The organism is Catenulispora acidiphila DSM 44928, assembly GCF_000024025.1.
In the GTDB taxonomy this organism is placed as follows: domain Bacteria; phylum Actinomycetota; class Actinomycetes; order Streptomycetales; family Catenulisporaceae; genus Catenulispora; species Catenulispora acidiphila.
In genome coordinates, this window is the sequence record NC_013131.1 from 3,194,916 (window position 1) to 3,217,838 (window position 22,923).

Here is a 22,923-nt window from a genome sequence, read left to right on the forward strand (position 1 = left end):
GACGAAAGGCTGTCGCCGGCGCGGCCCGATCGGTTCAGAGCCTCTGCCGACGAGTGAGTGATCGCGGCCGTGCCAAGGCTGTTGTGCGCCGGCAACCAACACCTCGGTCGACAACGGCTGCCCCGGCTGCCCCCGCCCGAACTCCTGACGTCGATCAGCGCTTTCGGTGCACGGCGGCGTTCATCTGATCCTGGCGGGGTCCGTCGCAGAAAGTTTCCTCGAAGTGTTGTTCCGCGCATCGCAACCCTCTACCATTTCGACGTATTGAAGCGCTTCGACGATCCTCGCGCCCCATAGCGCGACACAGAGTGCGGAGAAGGCGGTTTCCTTGCCGCCCGTTCTGTGGGGCGGTCGCTGCGTGAGCAGACAGGCTCGGTGAGTGTGGCTGCTCTCGTCCCTAGGCATGCCCTAGGGCTGGCGCGCGATGCGTTTTCGACACCTGGTCGGCAAGCGGCATCGAAGCGCTTCGATCAAGAGCGGGATTCTCGATCTGGAGGGTGTCCGATGTTCCTATCGCGCAGCAGTCGGCGGAGGGCGGTCGCGATATCGGCCGCGCTCGCCGCCGTGTCGTTGGGTGTGGCCGGGTGCGGCAAGTCGACCGCGTCGGGTTCGTCGTCGAAGGTGCTCAAGCTCTGGCACTACGAGGCCGCCGACAGCGCGATGGGTGTCGCGTGGAACCAGGCGATCAAGGAGTTCGAGCAGAAGCACCCCGGCGTGACGGTGCGGTTCGAGCAGAAGACCTTCGAGCAGTTGGAGAAGACGGCGCCGATGGTGCTGAACTCCTCCGACGCCCCGGACATCTTGGAGTACAACAAGGGCGACGCGACCGCGGGGCTGCTGGCCAAACAGGGACTGCTCACCGACCTGTCCGGGGCGGTCGCCCAGTACGGGTGGGACAAGAAGATCACCGGCAACATCGCCGCGACCTCCCGGTACACGAACGGGGTCATGGGCTCCGGCCCGTGGTACGGCATCCCGGACTACGGCGAGTACGGCATGGTCTATTACAACAAGGACATGTTCGCCAAGTACGGCGTCAAGGTGCCCACCACGTTCGCGGAGTTCACCGCCGCCATGGACACCTTCGTCAAGGCCGGCGTCACGCCGCTGGCCAGCGCGGGCGCGGAGTACCCGGCGCAGCAGTACCTGTACAACCTCGCCCTGTCCAAGGCCGACCAGAACTGGGTCAACCAGTACCAGATCGCCGGCAAGGCGGACTTCAAGGACGCGGCTTGGACCGGCGCCGCGACCACGCTGGCCGACTGGGTCAAGAAGGGCTACATCGCCAAGGACTCGGTGAGCCAGAAGGCCACCGACATGGGCAACGCCTTCGAATCCGGCAAGAGCCCGATGATGGTCTCCGGCAGTTGGTGGTACGGCACCTTCGAGTCCGAGATCAAGGGCTTCGCCTGGGACACGTTCCTGTGGCCCGGCAACAAGCTGGTCCCCGGCTCCGGCGGCAACCTGTGGGTGATCCCGAAGAACTCCAAGAACGCCGCCCTCGCCGAGGACTTCATCGACATCACGCTCCAGCCGGACATCCAGGCCCTGCTGGCCAACAAGGGGGCGGTCCCGGTCGCGGCCAACGCCTCGGACATCACCGATCCGAAGGCCAAAGAGCTCGTTCAGAACTTCCAGACCCTGCAAGCCTCCAACGGCCTGGCGTATTACCCGGACTGGCCGGTACCAGGGTTCTACGACAACCTCACCGCCGCGACCCAGGACCTCATGAACGGCAAGAGTCCTGACTCGGTCTTGAGCGGTCTGCAGAGCGCTTACAACCAAGGCCTGTCGCAGTAATGGCGCTTCCCCTTGTCCCCGGTCGGCGCCGCAACCCCGACCGGGGCTACCCGTTCTTCCTGATACCGGCCGCGGTGCTGTTCACGGCCGTGATCGCGGTGCCGTTCGTCATGAACGTCGGCCTGAGCTTCACCAAATGGCAGGGCGTCGGGCCGCTGCACTGGATCGGCTTGGGCAACTACCAGCGGCTGTGGCACGACCGGACGTTTTGGGCCGCCTTCGAGCACAACGTCGCCATCGTCATCGCGATGGCCTTGATCCCGACGGCGCTCGGCCTGGTCGTCGCCACCGCGCTGTTCGACTACATCGGAAAGCGTTTCGGCCCGCGCACCGCGAGCGTCCTGCGGGCCTGCGTCTACCTCCCGCAGGTGATGCCGTTGGCGGTGATGGGCGTCGTGTGGGGTTGGATCCTCGCGCCCGGCGACGGCGTGCTCAACTCCGCGTTGCGCGACATCGGCCTGGGCTCGCTCGGGCACGACTGGCTCGGGGACCCGCACACCGCGCTCTACACCGTGATGGCGATCCTGGTCTGGATCCAGCTCGGCTTCCCGGTGGTCGTGTTCATGGCCGGGCTGCAACGCACCGACCCGGCGCTGAACGAGGCCGCCGAACTCGACGGAGCCGGCTGGTGGCGCCGGTTCTGGCACGTCGTCGTCCCGCAGATCAGGCCGGAGATCTATGTCGTGCTGCTGATGTGCACCATCGCCGCGCTCAAGGCCTTCGCGCCGATCTATGTGCTCACCCGCGGCGGGCCCGGCATCTCCACCGACATCCCGTCCTACTACTCCTACCAGAACTTCTTCGAGAAGACCCAGGTTGGCTACGGCGCGGCGATCGCCACCGTCCTGACCCTGCTCACCCTGACCGTGACGACGGCCTTCATCATCGTGCAGAACCGCCACCAGGACCAGGAGCGCTGAGGCATGGCGACTTCCACCGCCGACCCGATCGACGACCGCCCGGCGCCGCGGCCTCCGGCGCCGACCGGGGCGCGCAGGCGGCGCGGCGGCCACGCGGTCCTGGCCGGCTTCATCCTGCTCGCCGTGTTCATGATCGCCCCGTTCGCGATCGTCGTGATGAACGCGGTGAAGTCGAAGTCCGACTACGCCGCGCACGGCCCGCTAGCGCTGCCGCACGGCATCGACTTCGGGAACGTCAAGACGTTCTGGAACCTGGTCGACTTCGGCCATGTACTGATGAACAGTGTCCTGATCAGCGGCTGTGTCGCCCTGTGCGCGGTGCTCCTGTCGGTACTCAACGCCTTCGCGCTCGGCATCGGCCGCGTCAGAGGACGGACCTGGATCCTGCTGGCCTTCCTGATCGCCAACCTGCTGCCGCAGGAGGGCCTGGTCTATCCCCTGTACTGGCTGGCGAAGCAGACGAACATGTACGACAGCAAGCTCACGGTGATCATCGTGTTCACCGTCATCCAGAGCGCGTTCGGTACCTACCTGCTCTCCTCGGTCCTCAGCGCCTTCCCCCGGGAGATCCTGGAGGCCGCCCGCATGGACGGCGCCGGCAAGTGGCGCTTGTTGTGGCAGGTCGTGGTCCCGGTCAGCCGGCCCACCCTGGTGGTCCTGATGACGTTCTTCTTCATCTGGACCTGGAACGAGTTCCTGCTCCCGCTGATCCTCCTCGTGTCCAACGAGAACCAGACGGTGCCGGTGGCCCTCGGCGTGGCGCAGGGCGAGCACATCGTGGACGTGACCATGCAGGCCGCCTCCGGGCTGCTCGGAATCGTACCGGCGGTGGTCTTCTTCCTGATCTTCCAACGCACACTGACACGCGGCGTCACCGTCGGCGCGGTCAAATAGGCCCGGCTCGGCATGCAGGTCTCAGGAGCTGATGCTCAAAAGCGCATTCCCTTGCCACACAACACGGAGAACGCTGCGTCGGGCGGGATCTTTCGGGTGCGTAAGGGAAGGGACGGGCACGGAGAAAGCCAGATCCTTAAGATCCTGCGGCCACCGGCGGTGGACTCCGGAGCCGGTACGTCCGCCTGGCCGACGAGCGAGGCACCCGACCACTTCAACTTCTGGCGGCGCGAGGTTGCGGCGTATGAGTCCGGCTTCGCCAACTCCGCGTTCGCGGACGCGGGTATTCGCGCGCCAAGCGTGATAGCCGTCGACGCCCGGGCGGATGGTTCGATCGAGCTCTGGCTTGAGGATGTCGAAGGGCACTCCGGCTTCGACCTGTCCACCGAGCGCCTTGGCCGATTCGCGTACGAGCTCGCGGCCGGTCAGGCACGCTGGGTCGAGCGTGTCCCGCCGCCAGATGAACTGCCCTGGCTGTCCCGACGCTGGCTGGCGCAGTATGTCAGCGGCGGCCCGCACAGCAAGGTCCTCATCGACGACACCGACTGGGACACCTCGATCGCCCAAGTGTGGCCGACGAAGACACGGCTCTCGCTACGCCGCCTGTGGGAGTCGCGCGCGTCGGTACTGGCTGCGGCAGAGGCGTTCCCGCGCACGCTGTGCCACCTGGACCTGTGGCCCGCCAACCTCATCGAGGACACCACCGGTACCTCCGTATTGATCGACTGGGCCTTCGTCGGCGAAGGAGCCATCGGCGAGGATCCATCCAACCTGATCATCGACAGCGTGACAGACGGCCTGATGGACATCGCGCAGCTACCGGACATCGCCGAGGCGATCAGCGACGGATACATCGCGGGCCTATCCGACGCCGGCAGCCACAGCTCCGCGAACGAGATCCGCACCGCGATCGCCACCTGCGGCGCCGCCAAGTACAGCTGGCTCGCCGCTCTGGCCATCGCCTCCGCGGCCAGCGGTACCACCGGCGGGCAATCCTCCGACGAGGACGACGCGGCAGCCGAGAGCCTCGAACGCATCACGCCACTGGCGGAACTCCTGGCTCAGTGGGCTGACACGACCATGCGGTAACAGCCTGAGTGGCGTCCGCGCCCACAATGCAGGCGGCAGGCCGTTTCGCGGCTGTGAGCGGTCGCGGCGACGTAAGGGCTGGCTACCGTCGCCTCGGCCCTGGAACACATCGACGCTCTAGGTCGCCAGGACACAGCGCATCTCGCGCAAGCCGCCGTCAACCGCATCCGCCCCGCCGAGACACCGTCGGCATGTGCGGCTTCCTCCACCCCCACCAGCCGGCCCGGCCCTGATCCGCCCGGCAGACGCGCGCCACCGTGCGGGCGGTCGAGCCGTCGATCGCGGCGGCGGCCAGGCCCGCGGTGAAGTGACTCCTGCCCGAGGATGCCTTGGGCTGCCGGCGGTGGGTATGAACACGACGACGAGCGCTGAGGTGGGGCCTGAGCGGGGTCGCCTTTCCGTTCTCTCCGGGCCGCGCGTCTTTGGGTGCGAACCCTTGTCTGCGAAGAGAGATCGGAGTGCTCCTGCCGCGCTGGCTTCCGCCACCGTCACGCTCGAGCCGATCCTCGAGACCGCACCCTCGGCCGCCGCGACTGGACGTTGAATCAGATGTCGAACGTCTAAGCGCGTGGATCGGAGTGACGTGACGAACCTGACCACATCCGAGACAGCCAAGAGCGGGAAGCCAAGAGCCGCCGTCCCGCAGCAGAGCGGGGAGCCCGACCCGCTGTTTGGCTCGGGCATCAGCTACAAGATGGGGCACAATCGCCACTACGAGAACTACCTGACGTCCAACGTCCGGGACGCGCTGAAGGCTCTGCCGCGGTTGATCGGGATGTGTGTGCGGCTGTCGCTGCGTGCTGATCGCCGCTCCACGTACCTGCTTATCGGCGCGCAGCTCGCGCTCGGGGCCAGCACCGCGTTCGGGCTGTTGGCGACCAACGGAGTGCTGCGGGCCCTGCTGGCCGAAGGGCCGTCACCGCAGCGGGTGAAGGCTGCGGCGCCGGCGATCGTGCTGGTGTGCCTGGCGGGCGTATTGACCTCGGTGCTGACCGCGGCCTCCACCCGTGCACAAGGCACGCTCGGCCCGAAGGTGGAGTCGCTGGCGATGACCGAGCTGCTGGAGTCCTCGGTGCGGGTGGAGCTGCTGGACTTCCAGCACGCCGAGTACCACGACTCGCTGGACGCCGGGCAGTGGGGAGCCGCGTGGGCCGATGACCTGCTGACCTACGTGGTCAACACCATCGAGGCACTGATGGCGCTGACCGCCGCGTTCGGCGTCCTCACCGTGCTTAATCCGCTGCTGCTGCCCCTGCTCCCGATCGCCGTCGTGCCCCGAGCCATGTCCACGGTGCTGTCCGTCAAGCGGCGCAACGCCTCTCGGCACGCCTGGCTGTCCAAGAGCCGGCAGATCCGACAACTCGTCGACGTCCTCACCACCAAGAAGACCGCCGTGGAGATCCGCGGACACGGCGCCGGCGACTTCCTGTTGCCGCACTACCGCCGGATGCAGACCTCATACATGGGGGAGCAGACCCGGCTGTCCAGGGCCGACGCGAAAGGCGGGGTCCTCTCCGACGCCGGATACGGCGCATCGCTGGCCCTGATCTACGGCCTGTTGACCCTACTGTTCTGGAAGGGGATGGTGCCGTTGTCCACCGCCGGTGCCGCGGCCTACGCCATCCGCACCGGCACCGGCCAGATCAGTAGCATGGTCCGCAACGTCACCTACCTGTTCCAGTACGGGCTCTACCTCACCGACTGGGAGAAGGCTCTCCAGGACTCCGAGCACAAAGCCATCCCCTCCGGCGGGACTCCCGTCGCCGCGCCGGCCCGGATCACCGCCGAAAACCTCACCTTCGCCTACCCCGGCGCCGCCACTCCGGCGCTGAGGGACGTGAACATGACCATCGCCCAGGGCGAAGTCATCGCACTGGTCGGCGCCAACGGCTCGGGCAAGTCCACCTTGGCGCTACTGCTCGCCGGGCTGTACCTCCCGGACCAGGGCGAGGTGCTCTGGGACGGCGTCCCCACCGGCCAAGCCGACCGCAACCAGCTGCTCTCAAACGTGGCGATTCTCAGCCAGGACTTCCCGCGGTGGGGCATCAGCCTGGCCGCGAACATCGCCATCGGCCGCCACCAGACACCCGCCACCCCCGAGCTGCTGAACCGCGCCGCCGAGGCCGCCGGCGCCACCGAGCTGATCTCCAAGTACCCCGCCGGGTGGAACACCCTGCTGGCCACCGACCAGTACGGCGGCGTCGACCTGTCCGGAGGCCAGTGGCAGAAGATCGCCCTGGGACGGATGCACTACCGGGACGCCAGCTTCCTGGTGATGGACGAGCCCACCGCCTCCCTGGACCCGGCCGCCGAAGCCGAGGTCTTCGCGAAGGTGCGCGAACTGGCCGGCGGCCGCACCGTCTTGCTCATCACGCACAGGCTGAGCAGCACCAGGCGAGCCGACCGCATCTACGTCCTCGACCACGGCCAGGTCGTGGAGAGCGGAACTCATGAGGAGCTGATGACCGCAGGCCTCGGCTACAGCGTCCTGTTCAAAATGCAGGCCGCGCAGTTCCTCCCGACCGACGAAACGAGCGCCGCATGACCTCCGCCACCCCGAACGTCACCGGCAGCGATGCGAGGTGGACAGACTGTGACGGCGTGCATCGATGTCGAGGCCGACCGGTGACCGCTCGGACAGATACGTCGGCATGCCAGTCTCACGAACCTCGCGACTCCTTGCGGGAAGGGTTGTGGAACACGGTGATGACCGATCGACCCGTGGTTGGCGATCCGGGCGTCGAGAAGGGAGCGGAGGCGGTTCCCCGGAGGGCGTCACCGCCGAGGCAGGCTGTCAACGGCCGCGTCATCGACGTCGGCGGATCACCGCGGGCCGTCCAAGGACCGCAGGCCGTGGTCGATGAAATCGACCATCCAGGAGAAGCTGTCCTCGACGTCGGCGTCGATCTGGAAGCCGTTGGCGGCCTCCAGCGTCGCGAACCCGTGGAGCATGCTGCGCACCATCCGCAGGGCGTGGATCTTCTGGCCCGGATCGATGTGGTACCCGTGCAGCATGGCCGCCCACGAGGCCAGTACCCGGTCGACCGCCGCGATGAGCGGGTCATCGGGCCCGGTCGGGCGGGCTGCGTTGCCTGCCGCGTACCGACCGGGGTGCTGCGTCACGTACTTCCGCATCGCCCGCGCGCCGGCGGTGAGGGCGTCGCCGCCTGCCCGGCCCTGAGTCGCGTCGCGAACGGTGTCGGCGAGCTCGTTCGCGGCTTGCACGCCGATGCGGTGGAGGAGGTCGGCCTGGCTGGCGACGTGCTTGTAGAGCGAGGGGGTCCTGACTCCGAGCCGCTCGGCGACCAAGGCCATGCTGAGGTTGGCGAACCCGACCTCGTCGGCCAGTGCGGCACCGGCCTCGGTGACGGTTGCCGGGGCGAGCCCGGCCCTAGGCATGGGCCAGCGTCCGGTCCAGGAACGGCAGGGTGAGTGCGAGGACCTGATCGGGCATCTGGACGTGCGGGTAGTGCCCGGCGTCTGTGATGACCGCCAGTTCGCCGAGGTCCCGCGGCAGGTCGGCGATGATCTTCTCGCCCTCGGCACGGGGATCCGCCCAGTCGGGGTCGGCACTGCCCTCGATGATCAGGACCGGGCACTTGACGCCGGCCAGCTGCTCACCGGCGTCGGTCGGGCTGGTCTTGCACATGGCCCGCAGCACCTCCATCCGGCCGGGCTCGCTCAACTTCGCCTCGATGCGGGCCAATTCACTGCCCCAGTCAGCGGGCTTGGTCGGCAGTGCCACGTCCAGGTACTTCGTCCAGTTCCCCAGCTTTCCCCGCATGATGACCAGCGCCATCTGGGTGTAACCGGCTCGGAAGCGCTTGACCCGCACCAGTCCGCCGAGGTCGAACGACTGCGCGCGGGTGAACGGCGCCAGTTCGACGATACCGGCGATCACCTCCGGGGCGGTGGCGGCCGCGATCGTCGCAGCGCCTCCGCTGATCGACTGGCCGATGATCACGGCGGGCCCGCCGAGATGGCGAACGACGGCGACCAGGTCGCCCGCGATGTCGGTGCGACTGTAGCCATCCCAGCCAAGGCTCGAATCGCCGCAACCGCGGATGTCGACGTTGGCGACCCGGTAGCCCTCCGCGGCCAAGGCCGGGGCGAGGAACCGGTAGGAGTGGCGGCTGTCGCCGATGCCGTGCGCCAACACGACGAGGGGTCCCTGCCCGGCCACGTCGTAGGCGATGGTGTTGCCGGCGATGTCCAGGTGCTCGGTCATGGCGCTCTCCATCAGGTCGGCTAATGCGAATAGCTTGAAGCTAGCATCGTTAGCCAGCGGGGTCAAAGGTACTGCTCACGCTGACTTTCTCGGCGTCGGCGTCGGCGTCTGTGCTGACGCAGACGCTGACGCAGACGCCACCACCGCGACCCGCGAGGACGCCGCGCGCGGCGACGGACGGGACTGCCTCGTCGTACGCGGGTGTCAGTCGCGCACGTGGACGGTGAGCTCGTTCGGATCCTTGCCGGTGAGGTAGGCGGCGCTCAGAATGGAGGCGGTGTCGCCGCGCATGGCGACCGAGGTCGGGCCCTCCAGTCCGTCGGCGGCGGTCAGGACGACGGTGTGCGTGCCGTCGGGTTGGACGAGGGCGACCTGGTTGACCGTGTCCAGGGCGGCCAGGATCTGGTCGCCGTGGCCGGTGAAGGCGAAGTCGTCGATTCCGGGCAGGCCGGTGGCGGTGATCCGGGCCGGGCCGGCGGTCCCGTCCGGGAGGATCGGGACGCGCACGATGGTGCCCCGGTCCAGGTTGGTGGCCCACACGGCGCCGCCGTGAATCTTCAGGCCGTTGGCGCCGAGGAATCCGACCGGGGCCAGCGCGGGGTCGGCGGTCCAGGCGGTGGCGGTGCCGCCGGCGGCGGGCACGCTCCAGATGGCGCCCTCGGAGTCGGTGGCATAGAGGGTGCGGGTGCGAGCGTCCAGGGCCAGGCCGTTGGGCAGGCTGTTGGCCGGGAGCGCGGCGATGCGCTCGGGCCGGCCGCCGGGATGCATGCGCCACACCCCGGTGAGATCAGCCGTGCCGGTGGCGTAAAGGAAGTACAGGGTGCCGTCGTGATCCCGGGTGATACCCAACGTCAGCGGGAAGCCCAGGGCCGGGGTGTGGATGCCGCTGTCGGCCGGCAGGGGCAGGGTGGCCAGGATCCGGACGGCGCCGCCGTGGGAGACCTCGGCGACCTGTCGGGCTTTGGCGAAGGTGACGTACTGGTCGCCGTTGGGAGCCAGAACGACGTTCTCAGGCGTTTGGCCCGCGTCCAAGTCGAAGTGGTGGACGGCAACGCGCGGATCGGCCGCCGGGGCAGGGGCGGCCGACGCCTGAGTCGCGCTGACGGCCGTGGCAGCGAAAGCGGCTGCGGAGATCAGAGCCGCGGCTGACAGCGTGGTCTTGGTTGTTCTGGAGAGCTTGGCGATCATGGTTCCTTCTCGGTTCTCAGTGTGCGGCAGCAGCACACTGACACACTGGGGATGGGCTGGTTCTGATGCGGACTCCGGTGGATACCGGCCCTGCGGATACGCGATGAGCTGCACTCATCCGTTTCACGGATCCGACTATGGGCCCGCGTGGAAGGAGTAACCACTCCCTGACGGGGGTACGCACCGCGAGGTCCGGATGCCCGGCGAAGCCGATGGTGAGCTGGATTCCGCCGGGGTGAGTACCGTGCCCGCCTCAAACCCCAGGTCGGCCGACCTGGCACCGGCAGGGGGCGTCGGGCTGTCGGAGCCTGCCGATACCGGGATCTTCGCCAAGAAGTCGTCGGTGTCGAAGCCCCGGTCGTCGAGCAGCAGCATGCTGTCATCCAGCAGAGGCAGGAGCCGCTGTGCGTGGACGGCGCCGAGCCAGGCGGAGACCCGCGGTTGGTTCGGGCCTCGGCCGAGCTGCAGTCGTCGAACGCCATGGTGCGCCGACGCCGCCAGCAGCGTGAGTTGGCGACCGGAGCGCAACTGTTGGTGCGTCAGAACAACCGCCGCACCCCGGCCCGCGTCGCCCACCTGCCCGACAGTCGTGCGGGAGGTACTTCCATCGCCCCTGGCCACAGGAGGGACCCACCAGGACAGCCCGCCGCACGGCACGCCGGCGGATGCGGGCGTGCCGTGCGCAGGCGTGCCGTGGGTGAGCGGGCCCGCGCCGCTCGGAGGGGGGCGGTGATTCGGGGACCGGGCCGGTGCCCCCCGTGCAGGCCACTGGTTCCCGGGCCGCTCGTCAGGCGGTCGTGCAGGTGCCGCCGTTGAGTGTGAAGCCGGTCGGGGCCGGGTTGGTGCTGCCCGCGGTGCCGAGGAAACCGACGGTGACGGAGCCGCCGGCCGGGATGGAGCTGTTGTAGTCCGCCGGGGTCACGGTCACCTTGCTCCCGCTCTGCGCGGGGGTGCCGCCCCACATCTGGGTGATGGTCTGGCCCGCGGTGAAGGTGAAGGTGAGGGTCCAGCCGTTGAGGGCAGTGGTGCCGGTGTTGTGGATGTCTATCTGGCCCTGGAAACTGCCGGTCCAGCTCCCCGTGACCTGGTAGGTGACCCCGCAGGCTCCGGTACCAGTACCGCCCGAGGCGCTGGTGGTGACGGAGACGGTGGCGGAGCGGGTCGAGCGGTTGCCGGCCGCGTCGCGCGCGTAGACCGCGAAGGTGTAGGCAGTGCTCGCGGTCAGGCCGGTGACAGTGCCCTGGGTGGTGGTGGAGGACGTGGCAGCGGTCTCGGTGGTGCCGCTGACGCGTACCACGTCGTAACCGACCACGCCGACGTTGTCGGTGGAGGCCGGCCAGCTCAGCGTGGCGGAGGTGGCCGTGATCCCGGTGGCCGTGGGTGTGCCGGGCGCGGTGGGCGCTTGGGTGTCCGATCCGGTGGAAGAGCCCACCGTGATGACGAAGGTGGTGACGCTCTGGGCGGGGAGCGTGGCGGTGAAGCTGCCGTTCGACACGCTGGGCGCGCTCGTGGAGGCCACGTTCCTGGACGCGTCCGTCACCCATGCGGACACGCTGGACGCCGTGGTGTTCGACAGCGTGAACTGCTGGCTCAGCGTGCTGGTCGCCGAGTTGACGGCGACGATGACCAGCGTGGAGGGCCCCTTGTAGACCGAGGTGAGGAGGTTCGTCTGGGGGTTCGCGGTCGCGTTGACACGCACGTATCCGGGGCGGACGAACTTCGAGAACTGCGCCATCAGGGCGCCGCGCTTGCTGATCTGCCCGTCCTCGCGCATGGGCCCGTAGCTGCGCCGGATGTACCACCACACGTACGCCTGGAACTCGGCGTCCACCATCGCGTGGTGCATGTGCTCCCCGACGCCGAGTGCCGCGGGCCACAGGTCGGCCGAGTCGGTGCTGTTGGGATAGTAGACCTCGGTCATCCACAGCTCCTTGCCCTGCCCCTTCTGCTGGAAGAGGGGGTAGGGGAAGTTCGCGTACGAGGTGCCGTAAAGGTGGGCCCCGAGGATGTCCAGGTTGGCCAGCGCCGTGGCGTCGTTGAGGATCGGGTCCGACATGCTCTTGACGTACTGGAAGGACTCCGGCGCGATGATCCTGGTGCCGATGGCGCCGGCGTTGTTCTGCAGGAAGGTGACGATCTCGCTCGCGGTCCACCACGTCCACGTCGAGGCGTAGTCGGGTTCGTTCTGCACCGAGATGGCGTACAGGTCCACCCCGTTGGTCTTCATGTACTGGTAGAAGGAATTCAGGTGCTGCGCGTAGGCGCCGTACATGTCATGCCGCAGGCGGTGGGCGTTGGTCTGGCTTCCGCGTGTGAAGGTCTCGACCATGCTGGCGGGGGGATTCCACGGCGACGCGAAGACGGTCGCCCCGAGCGCGACCGCCCGCTGCGCCGTCGCCAGCTCGCGGCTCCAGTTGTTCTGGTCCTCGTCAACGTGGATCCTCAGCATGGAGAACCCCAGCTGGCCCGTGCCGTTCCCGAACGCGGTGTCGCGCTGCGCGGCTGTCAGGTCGCCCGCCCACTCCGGGTGGTTCATGCCGCCGTAGCCCCGGATCGTCTGCCGCAAGGCGGACGGGTCGACGACCACCGCGGAGGCCGCCGCAGGTGCCGCGGTAGCCGCCATGGACGGTGCCGCGACCGCGAGCACCGGCACGGCACCGAGCGCCGCCAGTACGGTTCTCCGGCTGGGGAACTCCGGCCCTGTGGCCGTGGTCTCGTTGCGGGGGGTCAACGTAGTCTCCTGGATCTCGGCGATGGATGACTCGGGTCCGGGCTTCTCGCTCAGTGGACCCTGGAGCGGGAGCGCTCCCACTCCAGGCTGGGACTCAGGCATTCCGTGTCTCGCCCGGTATGGGGAGAAGCCATGCGTGGTCCGAAAGCGGCGGCGCGGGCCGGACTCTCGACGTACCGCATGTGTTACCGGTAACACTCTCCCGGCCCCCCCGCATCGCGGTGAACGCCGAGGACGCGCACGTGCCCCGCTAGCGCTGACATTTCTGCACGCCACAAAGGTCTTCGGTCTTCCTCCGAAGCGAACCCGCGCCGCCGCTCCGCTCCCGAAACTGCCAACCCACGGCGAAGGCGTCAAGGGCGTACCTGCGCGGGGGCGATAGACACTTGTGCGAGCTCAGAAGCCTTGCCTGGTCAGCCATCACTCAAGCACTAGCTGACCGGACTGTTGTAGCCCTTTCCCGAAGACGCACGGTGCGAAAGTTTCGCGCCGCACGTTGCTCAGGTGGGGCACCGATGCTGGTGGCGTCGTTCAGGACTGCGGCCGGGAGGTCGTCGGCGACGTGGTGGCTGACACGGACGTCGGGGTACTTGGCGTATTCGGTCGCCCAGGACATGTCCCGCGCACGACCATGGTGGGGACGCAGGACGCGCTCAGGGCGCGCATGGAGACCGAGCGAGCTGTTCCTGGTCTTCTCGCCGTTGCGGAAGATCAAAGCTGTGGGCGACATCACAGCAGTGTCGACGGGCGGTCCCGGTCGTGGTGGGCCGCAGCTGTGAGTGGTCGCGTGCGCCCAAGGTTGCGAAGATCACGGCGGCGCCCGCGCCCGTTCGGTTATGGACGGCGATTCGTGGGCACCCGTCCGGGGCGGCCCCGTCGATCGCCACCGTACAGCGCCTTTGAGGTGCGGTGCAGTGTCATAGAATCGCGGGGCCGGCACCGCTGGCCTGTGATTACGTGAGGGTGGGATTTGAATTGAGTCAAGATTCCGCAAGTCATCTGCGTGGGATGATGACCGCTAGGCGCGATGACCTGACGGCCGGCTGGATCGAGGTAGTGGCGCGAACACTGGCCTCTCGGATCAGCCGGGCGGAGTTGGACCGCGAGCTGCACGAACTGTACGGCGCGGTGGTCGAGGCCCTGGGCAGCGGGTTGGACACCGATGACGAGGCGTGGTCCGAGGTGCGCGCGCTGCTGGTGGAGTTGTCCCGCAACCGGGCTCGGCAGGGTTTCACCCCGGCGGAGACCGCGATCAGCGTGTTCGCTCTGAAGGCCGGACTGGAACAGTCGGTGGAGGAGGGCTCGGCCGCCGACGTCGCGGCGTACCTGGCGCTGAGCCGGCTGACCGACAGCCTCGGCATGTTCACGGTGGACAGTTACGCCGAGACCCGGGAGCAGATCATCAGCTCCCAGACCGAGGAGCTGCTGGAGCTGTCCACGCCGGTGGTCAAGCTGTGGGACGGGGTGATCGGAGTCCCGCTGGTCGGGACCCTGGACTCGGCCCGGACGCAGGTGGTCATGGAGAAGTTGTTGCAGGCTCTGGTCGACACCGGTTCGGCGCACGCCATCATCGACATCACCGGTGTGCCGGCGGTGGACACCGAAGTGGCGCAGCACCTGCTGAAGACCGTGGTCGCGGCGCGGCTGATGGGCGCGGAGTGCATCGTGTCCGGGATCCGGCCGCAGATCGCGCAGACGATCGTGGCCCTGGGCATCGAGTTCGGCGACATCATCACCAAGGCCACGCTGGCCGACGCCCTGCGGCACGCGCTGCGCGGGGCGGGGGAGACGGCCGCCGGCCGGGGAACGGGGGCGTCTCGGGCATGAGCGAGCGGCTTCCTATCCTGCGGATCGGCGAGAACCTGCTGGTGTCGATCCAGGTGGACCTGGACGATCAGACGGTGCTGAACCTGCAGGACGATCTGGCTGAGCAGGTGGTCAAGCACGGCGCCCGCGGCGTGATCATCGATATCACGGCCGCCGAGATCGTCGACTCCTTCGTCGGCCGGATGCTGGCGACCATCGCCTCCATCAGCCGTCTGCTGGACGCGGAGACCGTCGTGGTGGGGATGCGTCCGGCGGTCGCCATCACGCTGGTGGAGTTGGGGCTCTCGCTGGGAGACGTGCGTACCGCGCTGAACCTGGAGCGAGGCCTGGCCATCCTGTCGGAGCGCTCCTCGGCGAGGGTGGCGGAACGGTGAGGCCGATGGGGCCGGGGACGGCGGCCGGGCCGATCCGCACCCAGCCCATCGCCGCCTCCGACGACGTCGTCCGGGCCCGCCAGCTGGCCCGGACGCTGGCGGTGGAGTGCGGATTGTCGTTGGTGGAGCAGACCAAGCTGGTGACCGCGGCCAGCGAACTGGCGCGCAACACGCTGGTCTACGGCGGCGGCGGCCGCATGGACGGGGAGATGCTCAAACGTCCCGGCGGGCGCGGTGTCCGGCTCACGTTCGCCGACGAGGGCCCGGGCATCCCCGACACCGATCTCGCTCTGCGCGACGGGTGGTCCTCCGGCACCGGCATGGGCTTGGGCCTGTCCGGTGCGCGTCGGCTCGTGGACGAGTTCGACCTGAACACCGGCGCGGGCCAGGGCACGATCGTGACGGTCATCAAATGGACGCGCTAGTCGCCTCGCCTTCGGAAGGAGCGTGGCTCCGGCAGGAGGTCACGCTCGCCGCCCAGGCCAGGCGCATAGCCGCGGAACTGGGCCGGCGGATCGGCCTGTCCGCCGGGCGGGTGGCGGAGATCGAGCTGGCGGTGACCGAGGTGGCGGTCAACCTCCTGCACCACGCCGACGACGGCGCGCTGCTGCTGCGGCTGACCGGCGCCGATCCCGCCGTGGCGGTGGAGCTGCTCGCCGTGGATCACGGCCCGGGTATCGCGGACCTGACGCACAGCCGCCGCTCCGGTGTCTCCACAGGCGGCACTCCAGGGCTCGGTCTGGGCGTCGTGGAACGCATGGCGGACGTCTTCGACGTGCACTCGCTCATGGGCCAGGGGACCGTCCTGGTGGCTCGCTTCCGCGACCGCTCCGCTGCCCTGGACGTCAAGTCCCTGTTCTCTGAGCCTTTGGTGGCCGGCCTGACCCGGCCCATCAGCGGAGAGCAGATCTGTGGAGACATCTGGGCCGCCAAGCCCGTCTCGCACGCCGCACACCCCGAACACCCCGAACACGACGGTCAGCAACTGGTGATGCTCTGCGACGGGCTCGGCCACGGGGTGCTGGCGGCCCGGGCCAGCGGCCAGGCGCGGACCACGTTCCATCGCAGCGCTGCGGTGGAACCGAAGGATCTCATCGTGGAGATGCATCAAGCTCTGGCCGGTACCCGTGGCGGCGCGGCCGCGGTAGCCAGGATCGACTGGCGTCGCCGCCGGATCGAGCTGTGCGGAATCGGGAACGTCAGCGCCTTCGTCGTGACGGGGACCTCCCGCTCGGCTCTGCTGTCCGCGCCGGGTATCGTCGGCCATCACCTGCCGCGGGTTCGGAGCCACGGAGCCGATTTGCCGGCCGGCTCCAGCGTGGTTCTCCACTCCGACGGTCTGACCGAACGATGGAGTCTGGCGAAGATGCCGGCCCTGTTCGACGCGTCCAGCACCGTGGTCGCCGCCCATTTGCTGCGCGAGGCCGGAGTGCGCCGGGACGACGCGAGTGTGGTGGTCATCAAGGATCCTGCGATTGCGGGCTCCACCTCATGACCGGCGCCATGGACACCACGCTTCATCTGGCAGCGATCGCCGGAGAGCAGGACGTCTTCGCTCTCCGGCGGGTCGCCCGGACCGTCTCGGAGATCGCCGGAACCGATCGCCAGGACCAGATCCGGCTGGCGACGGCGCTCAGTGAGCTGGGCCGGGACCGGTTGGGAAGCAGCGGGGTGACAGTGCGCTTCGCCCTCGTCGCCCGGCCCTCGCCGGCTTTGGAGGTGACGATCCGCTGGAGGGACGGCGCGCCCCCGGCCGCGGAGGCGCTGGATTCCGCCCGGCGGCTGGTCCGCGACCTGTCCAGCGAGGCGGCGGGCCGGCAGGGCAGCATCGTGCTGCGCCAGCCGGTCCCGCTCAGGGCGGACGGCTTCGCCGAAGCGGTGTCCCGGCTGTCCGAGGCGCTGGACGAGGAGCAGACCACCAACCGGGAAGACGATCTGCGGGCCCAGACCAAAGACCTGATCCTCGCTCTCGAGCACGCCCGGGTTCAGAGCGAGGAACTCCAGCTTCTCAACGACGAGCTCGAGCAGACCAATGCCGGTGTCCTGGCGCTGTACGCGGAGATCTCCTCCGAGCTGGAGCAGACCAACATCGGCGTCGTGGCGCTCCACGCCGAGCTGGAGGACAAGAGCCGGCAGCTGCGGGAGGCCAGTGAGACCAAGACCCGTTTCTGGGCCAACGTCAGCCACGAGTTGCGCAGCCCGCTGAACTCGGTGATCGGGCTCAGCCAACTGCTGGCCGACTCGACCCCCGAGGAACTGGGGGAGCAGCAGCGCCACCAGGTCGGCCTCATCGCCGCCTCGGGAGAGACGCTGCGCGTGCTGGTCGACGACCTGCTCGACGTGGCCAAGGCGGAGGCCGGACAGCTCATCCCGCAACTGGCTCCGGTCGACCTGGCTTTGTTGCTCGCGCAGATCGAATCCGTGGTCCAGCCGTCGGCTCCGAGCCCCGAGGTCGCCGTCCTGTTCCCCGATCCGGCCGGCCTGCCCACGCTGGTCACCGACGAGATGATGCTCACCAGGGTCCTGCGCAACCTGATCAGCAACAGCCTGAAGTTCACCAGCAGCGGCCACGTCCGGCTGAGCGTCCGATGCCTCGAGGAACCGCCAGGCACGGTCGAGTTCACCGTCGAGGACACCGGCATCGGCATCCCGCCGCAGGAGCAGACGAAGGTTTTCGAGGAGTTCCACCAGGTGCGAGGTGCTCACCAGCGCGGCAAAGCGGGCACCGGACTGGGCCTTCCCTATGCGCGCAGCCTGGTGATACTGCTCGGCGGTACCATCTCCCTGGCCAGCGAGGTCGGTCACGGAACGACGGTCACCGTCACCCTGCCGGGTTCTCCCGCGCAGGAGCCGGACGAACAAGCGCGACTGCCGCTGATCGCCAGCGCGGATGACGATCCGGCGTTCGCCGCCGTGTTCCGGCCGGTCCTGGAAGCCGTCGCCGAACGGGTGGTGCAGGTGCCCGGCGGCGTGGAGCTCCTGGAGTTCGTCATGCGGGAGAAGCCCGCGGCGATCATCATGGACTTGAACATGCCGGACGTGGATGGTTACGAAACGATCCGTCGCCTGGCTGATTCCGAAGAGACCGCAGCCGTGCCGGTCGTCGTCGTCACCGGCTATCCGCTGACGCACGTCGACCGCGCGCGTCTGGGACACGCCCGCGCGGTGCTGAACAAGGATGCCGTGGACGCCCAGGAACTACGTCGAGCGCTCGGTTCACGGTTCGAGGAGGGGACAGCATGAGCATCGCGGCGGTTCCCGACCGAGAGCCCGGACGCGTCTTGGTCGTCGATGACAACGCGGCCAACCGGTATGTCTTCGCCCAGTGGCTGCGCCGAGGCGGTCACGATGTCCAGGAGGCGGCCGACGGTGCCGAGGCCCTGGACCTGTTGGCCGGTGCGGGACCGCTGCCCGAGGTCGCCGTCCTCGACGTCGTGCTGCCCGACATGACCGGGTTCGAGCTGTGCCGGATCATCAAGAAGGCTGACGCGACGGCTGACATCCCCGTCGTGCACGTCTCCGCCTCGGCCATCTCGGTGGCCGAGCGGGCTCAGGGGTTGGAGGGCGGAGCGGACGCCTACCTGACCAAGCCCGTGGACCCGGAGGAACTGCTCGCCACCATCACCGCGGTGCTGCGGTACACCAGAGCCCGCCGCACGGCGCAGAACCTGGCTGAACGTCTGATGCTTCTCAACGAGGCGACGTTGCGGTTGCACGGCGCCACCGACTACCGGCAATTCGCCGCCGCGGCGGTCCAAGGGGTCCTCAGCGTCCTGGACACAGACTCCGCCAGCGTCTACCTGAGCTTGTCCGGACAGCCCGTGCGCACATTCCAGCTGGACGGGCACTCTCCCGTGGTCTCCGAGCCGCTCGCCCCCGATCTGCTCGAGCAGATCGCCGACCGGGTTCTCGGAACACGGACCGGCGCCCGGGTCGTCTCGATGCCGGTGGAGAAGTGGCGTCAGCTGGTACCGGGCCCGCCATTGGCGGGCGATGTCCTGATTGCCGTGGTCAAGGCGCACGGCGGCCGGCCGCCGGTCTGCGTCGCGATCTCCGGCGAGCGCACCGCGTCGGAGGACGACCACAGACTGCTGCTGCAGATCGCGCAGGCGTGCTCCCTTTCCCTGGAGTCCCTCCGCAACTACGCCGAGGAACACGCGCTCGCCCTGCAACTGCAGCGCTCGTTCTTGCCGGCTCGGCTGCCGCGTCCGACAGGCGTGGAGCTGGCGGTGCGCTACGTCCCGGCCAGCGCGCACACCGAGATCGGCGGCGACTTCTACGAAGCCATCGACACCGCCGGCGGCCTGCTGCTGGTCATCGGCGACGTCGCCGGCCACTCCCTGGAGGCGGCGATCGTGATGGGCGAGGTCCGCCACGCCTTGCGCGCGTTCGCCAGCGAGGGACACCCGCCGGAGTTGATTTTGGAACTGCTGGACACTTTGCTCACCCGCGGCCGTCCCCGCCCGGCCACCGTCACGGTCTGCCTGGTGCTGGTCGAGCCGGGCCAGCGGCGCCTGCGCGTCGCCAACGCCGGCCACATCCCGCCGCTGCTGGTCGCCGACGGCACCACCCGGTTCGTCACCGAACACGGCCAGCTGCTCGGCATCGGGGGAGCCAGCTTCACGGCGACCACGGTCGAGCTGACCCGACCCGTGCGGCTCGTCATGTGCACCGACGGTCTGGTCGAGACGCGCACCACCTTGATCACCGAGAATCTCGACATCTTCGAGGCGGCTGTAGCGAAGGGCCCGGAGGATCTCGAGGAGTTGTGCGACGTCTTGCTCCAGACCTTCGGTCAGGGGAAAGACGACGACATCGCGTTGCTCGTCACGGATCTCGAGCCGGTTCAGGACTGAGTCCTCGCTGCTGCTCCGGGCGGCGCTCGAGTACGCGGGTGAACTTTCTGGAATACAGTGACACCGGATAAGCCTTTGTCGAACACTCGCGCTGGCTCAGAACAACTGAAGGGCATGCCATGCGGGAGTTCTCCTACCGGGTCCGCGAGCAGGATTCGGTCAGCGTGGTCGAGGTGTCCGGTGATGTGGACATGTCGGTGGCCGGGCAGCTGAGCGGAGTGCTCGAGCCGCTGGTCGCTGCCGGGGACGTGGTTGTGGACTGTACGGCGGTGACGTTCTTCGACTCCATGGGCTTGCGGGTGGCCGTGGACGCGATGAACAGGGCCGGGCAGGCCGGCACGGCGTTCTCCCTGGTGCCCTCGCAGATGGTCGCGCGGGTGCTGGAGCTGGCCGGGGTGAGCGGGCTCTTCGTCATCCACGACAGCGTCCCGACGTCAGCGTGACGATCTGCTGAGCGCCGGAGCACGCCCGCGGCCGGTCAAAGCCGGTCGGCGGTCTGACCCACGGCCAGTCTGGCCCAGACGCATTTGCCGTCCCGGTGCTTCTCCACACCCCACGCCTCGGCCAGCCGCCCCACGATCACCAGACCGACCCCGCCGGCGACCCGGGGGTCCGGCGAGCCGACGTGGGGTTCCCGGTCCGCCACCCCGTCGGCGACCTCGATGGTGACCTCCGACGCGGCCTTCCGGAGCCGCACGGTGAGCTCGGTGCCGGCATGGCGCACCGCGTTGGTGACCAGCTCGCTGGCGATCAGCGCCGCGGGCTCCTCCCAGTCCCCGAGCCGCCACGCCGAAAGCGTCTCCGCCACGAAGTCCCTGGCCAGCTGCGGCGCTGAGGTATGCGGGTGCAGAACCAGACTGCGTTCGGCCTGACCGTCTCCGCTCACCCGTTGTCCACCCGCCCACGCTCCTTGCTCGAGAGAACGATCGCCCCGCTGACGGCGTTCATCGTTGTCGGTCTGACGATGACGCGGCGACGCCGGCGCGGACCGCCGCTCTGCGGCGGCTGACCCAAGAGAGCCCGTACGAGTTTTCCCACGTCCCGGCTGAACTGTACGTCGTCGGACCGAAGCCCGGCTTGCCGGGTTCCCGTCGGCGGACGCGGTCACCAGGGTCGAGTGCTCGACTGGTCGGTGAGGCGACGCCCGCTCACGGTCTGCTCGACGACGCGGACGACTTCGTCGCCCGCGCCTCGAAAGGATTCAGGTCCACAAGAGTTCGACACCTTCATGCCCAGATCACCTGCCTCATCAGCGCAGCCTTTCCAGGCGGACTGCTTCCGCCCTGCTGCCCGACACGGCTGGGCGCAAACGGTCGGGTTTGCCCGCCGGAGAGGATCCGGCCGGGACCGGCCGCGCGTCGGGAGGTCACTTCTTCTTGCTCCAGGTGTCCCAGGTGGCGCGGTCGTCCTACCCACCGACGGGTCGGTGCGGCTCCTCCGCCTTGCCAACCAGGTCAGGGGTCAGCCCCGGACTGCGGTCAAAGTCGCTGTGCCGCGAATCCGGGTGGCTTCAGGCTCCTGCATCGTGGGACCCCTATTCGGCCTATCCGGCGTCGACGATCTCGTGAACAGCCAGCCGGACCTCATAGCGACTCGTTACGATGGGCTCGCCGGACCAGTGGCGAACCCGATGGCCCCCCTCTACAACAAACTCCACAGACTGGCGCTGCTCGATTGATGATTCGGCGTGGCCGCAGGCGTGAGGAAGCCGCCGCGGACGAGGAACCCTTCGACGTTCCGGGGCTGGCCGAAACGCCGTGGCATGAGCTGCGGGCCGTGGCGCCGGGTGTGTCCGCGGCGCCGGTCCCAGCGCTGATCCGGCAGTTCGTGCAGGGACCGGATCACGCCGGGGCCGCCCGACGCCTGGAGGAGCTCTACCGGAACGACCACGGCGGACTGCTCGCGGAGTTCGTGCATCCGCTCGTTCCAGTACTCCTGGAGATCGCGCGCCGCGGCGATCGAGCGGTTCGCGGCCGGGCACTGGAGATGCTCGCTGACTTCACTCACGGAAGCCCGATGCACGCCCCGCCGGGTCAGACCCAGGTCGACGACGTGGCTGACGAAATGCGGCTGCGTGCGGAGCTCCGGAGCGGGATCGACCTCTACTACGAGGCCGTCGGCGACCACGGGCACACGGTACCCGCGCTGGAGTTGGCGTTCTTCGTCGAGGGGCATTCGGCTCGGCTCGAAGAGGTGATGGCCGGGCTGGCCGAGGGCGACCAGGCTGTTCGTCAGACGGTGGCCTGGATCCAGAACACCCCGTCGCGCGTCGACGAGCCGTTGGTGGTAGGCGCGACCACGACGTTCGTCGAAGGCGGCGAGGCGCTGCCCGTCCGCTTCGGGGTCACGACGGACGGTCAGCCCCGGGTCGAGACGCTCATGGTGCTGTCCCTGGGCGGCGACGCCTACGAGTTGGTCGCTTCTCCGTTGTACGTGCGCGGCCTCACGAGAGGAGACCGCTTCACCGTGGACTCCTCCGGAGGCGTCTCGGGGGTGACCCACACCGCTGGCGGAGTCACGATCCAGGTCCAGGACTACACCGGCGTCAGCCAGTACCTGATCGACCGGCTTCGGGTCATGGCCGGTAAGCATGGTGGCGACGTCGACGCCCACGACGAGGTCATGGCCGCGCTGTGGATCCCCGACCGAACCGCTGTCCCGGCGGTGCGCGCGGAGTTGGAGCGGATGCGTCAGGGCGGGTTCGAGGCGTGGTGGCTTGCTGACCTGGCTGGCAGCTAGTCGGCGCCTCCCCGAGGGTGCTGATAACCACCTGGGCGAGCTGGAATGTGGTCGGTTCGTGGAGTTGAAGCTGGTGCACCTGGTCGCCAGCCGGCTGTTTGCCTGGATGCTCTGTCCGTGATCCTTTCCACTCACATCATGACCCTGGAACGGCCGTGGCAGCTGGCCCTGGCTTCAACTTCCGGTAAGCGGCGGCTGCGAATGTCATCCTGAACTGCTGCTCGCCGAGCTTGACCCCGGCACCAACAAGGCCGGCGTCGGACACACCGTCTGAGTG

General features: G+C 68.5%; 19 protein-coding genes and 1 pseudogene. 13 read left to right on the plus strand and 7 right to left on the minus strand.

Annotated features, from left to right (window positions below; translation table 11 throughout):
* The first annotated feature begins 504 nt into the window (after nt 1–504).
* The 5 genes from CACI_RS13865 (at nt 505) to CACI_RS13885 (ending at nt 7,248) form a co-directional block, all read left to right on the plus strand.
* Nucleotides 505–1,800, plus strand: coding sequence for an ABC transporter substrate-binding protein (locus tag CACI_RS13865; RefSeq protein ID WP_012786989.1), 1,296 nt, complete (start codon nt 505–507; stop codon nt 1,798–1,800).
* Nucleotides 1,800–2,720: a carbohydrate ABC transporter permease gene (locus CACI_RS13870; protein ID WP_012786990.1), complete on the plus strand. Its 921-nt coding sequence runs from the start codon at nt 1,800–1,802 to the stop codon at nt 2,718–2,720. The genes CACI_RS13865 and CACI_RS13870 overlap by 1 nt, the downstream gene beginning before the upstream one ends.
* A 3-nt stretch (nt 2,721–2,723) precedes the next feature.
* Entirely contained in the window at nt 2,724–3,614 is an 891-nt protein-coding gene (locus tag CACI_RS13875; protein WP_012786991.1) for a carbohydrate ABC transporter permease, read from the plus strand.
* A 96-nt stretch (nt 3,615–3,710) separates the two neighbouring features.
* Nucleotides 3,711–4,703 (plus strand): phosphotransferase, encoded by a 993-nt coding sequence (locus CACI_RS13880; protein ID WP_190276757.1) that lies wholly within the window; start codon nt 3,711–3,713, stop codon nt 4,701–4,703.
* 583 nt (nt 4,704–5,286) lie between these two features.
* On the plus strand, nt 5,287–7,248 hold the full coding sequence (locus CACI_RS13885; protein WP_012786993.1) for an ABC transporter ATP-binding protein: 1,962 nt from the start codon (nt 5,287–5,289) through the stop codon (nt 7,246–7,248).
* Between the two features lie 278 nt (nt 7,249–7,526).
* Here the strand turns inward: CACI_RS13885 and CACI_RS13890 are convergent, their stop codons facing one another.
* The 5 genes and pseudogenes from CACI_RS13890 to CACI_RS53855 all read right to left on the minus strand — a co-directional run bounded on the left by CACI_RS13890 (nt 7,527) and on the right by CACI_RS53855 (nt 12,952).
* A complete protein-coding gene (locus CACI_RS13890; protein ID WP_012786994.1) occupies nt 7,527–8,102 on the minus strand; it encodes a TetR/AcrR family transcriptional regulator in 576 nt (191 codons plus the stop codon).
* On the minus strand, nt 8,095–8,931 hold the full coding sequence (locus CACI_RS13895; RefSeq protein ID WP_041541713.1) for an alpha/beta fold hydrolase: 837 nt from the start codon (nt 8,929–8,931) through the stop codon (nt 8,095–8,097). The genes CACI_RS13890 and CACI_RS13895 overlap by 8 nt, the downstream gene beginning before the upstream one ends.
* Before the next feature lie 204 nt (nt 8,932–9,135).
* Complete coding sequence (locus CACI_RS13900; protein WP_012786996.1) at nt 9,136–10,119, minus strand: SMP-30/gluconolactonase/LRE family protein; 984 nt, start codon at nt 10,117–10,119, stop codon at nt 9,136–9,138.
* Nucleotides 10,120–10,443: 324 nt separating this feature from the next.
* Nucleotides 10,444–10,640, minus strand: a pseudogene (locus tag CACI_RS49760) (IS4-like element ISSav1 family transposase); the annotation flags it as partial.
* Between the two features lie 266 nt (nt 10,641–10,906).
* Nucleotides 10,907–12,952: a cellulose binding domain-containing protein gene (locus CACI_RS53855; protein WP_012786998.1), complete on the minus strand. Its 2,046-nt coding sequence runs from the start codon at nt 12,950–12,952 to the stop codon at nt 10,907–10,909.
* 906 nt (nt 12,953–13,858) lie between these two features.
* Between CACI_RS53855 and CACI_RS13915 the strand changes: the two genes are divergently transcribed.
* The 7 genes from CACI_RS13915 (at nt 13,859) to CACI_RS45510 (ending at nt 20,350) form a co-directional block, all read left to right on the plus strand.
* Nucleotides 13,859–14,677, plus strand: a complete 819-nt coding sequence (locus CACI_RS13915) for an STAS domain-containing protein (RefSeq protein WP_012786999.1) — start codon at nt 13,859–13,861, stop codon at nt 14,675–14,677.
* On the plus strand, nt 14,674–15,051 hold the full coding sequence (locus CACI_RS13920; protein ID WP_012787000.1) for an STAS domain-containing protein: 378 nt from the start codon (nt 14,674–14,676) through the stop codon (nt 15,049–15,051). Before CACI_RS13915 ends, CACI_RS13920 begins: the two co-directional genes overlap by 4 nt.
* A gap of 5 nt (nt 15,052–15,056) precedes the next feature.
* On the plus strand, nt 15,057–15,476 hold the full coding sequence (locus CACI_RS13925; RefSeq protein ID WP_012787001.1) for an anti-sigma regulatory factor: 420 nt from the start codon (nt 15,057–15,059) through the stop codon (nt 15,474–15,476).
* Complete coding sequence (locus CACI_RS13930) at nt 15,464–16,546, plus strand: ATP-binding SpoIIE family protein phosphatase (RefSeq protein ID WP_012787002.1); 1,083 nt, start codon at nt 15,464–15,466, stop codon at nt 16,544–16,546. The genes CACI_RS13925 and CACI_RS13930 overlap by 13 nt, the downstream gene beginning before the upstream one ends.
* 8 nt (nt 16,547–16,554) lie before the next feature.
* On the plus strand, nt 16,555–18,294 hold the full coding sequence (locus CACI_RS13935) for an ATP-binding response regulator (RefSeq protein ID WP_041541716.1): 1,740 nt from the start codon (nt 16,555–16,557) through the stop codon (nt 18,292–18,294).
* On the plus strand, nt 18,291–19,907 hold the full coding sequence (locus CACI_RS13940) for a fused response regulator/phosphatase (protein WP_012787004.1): 1,617 nt from the start codon (nt 18,291–18,293) through the stop codon (nt 19,905–19,907). The genes CACI_RS13935 and CACI_RS13940 overlap by 4 nt, the downstream gene beginning before the upstream one ends.
* Before the next feature lie 119 nt (nt 19,908–20,026).
* Nucleotides 20,027–20,350 carry an STAS domain-containing protein gene (locus tag CACI_RS45510; protein WP_012787005.1) on the plus strand — a complete coding sequence of 108 codons (324 nt, stop codon included), beginning with the start codon at nt 20,027–20,029 and terminating at the stop codon, nt 20,348–20,350.
* A gap of 35 nt (nt 20,351–20,385) precedes the next feature.
* Here CACI_RS45510 and CACI_RS13950 read toward each other — a convergent pair whose 3' ends face one another.
* Both CACI_RS13950 and CACI_RS51130 read right to left on the minus strand, forming a co-directional pair.
* A complete protein-coding gene (locus CACI_RS13950) occupies nt 20,386–20,793 on the minus strand; it encodes an ATP-binding protein (protein ID WP_012787006.1) in 408 nt (135 codons plus the stop codon).
* 755 nt (nt 20,794–21,548) lie between these two features.
* Nucleotides 21,549–21,914 (minus strand): hypothetical protein, encoded by a 366-nt coding sequence (locus CACI_RS51130; protein ID WP_190276758.1) that lies wholly within the window; start codon nt 21,912–21,914, stop codon nt 21,549–21,551.
* A 9-nt stretch (nt 21,915–21,923) separates the two neighbouring features.
* Between CACI_RS51130 and CACI_RS13955 the strand changes: the two genes are divergently transcribed.
* Nucleotides 21,924–22,646: a DUF4265 domain-containing protein gene (locus tag CACI_RS13955; RefSeq protein WP_190276759.1), complete on the plus strand. Its 723-nt coding sequence runs from the start codon at nt 21,924–21,926 to the stop codon at nt 22,644–22,646.
* Nucleotides 22,647–22,923: the final 277 nt, after the last annotated feature.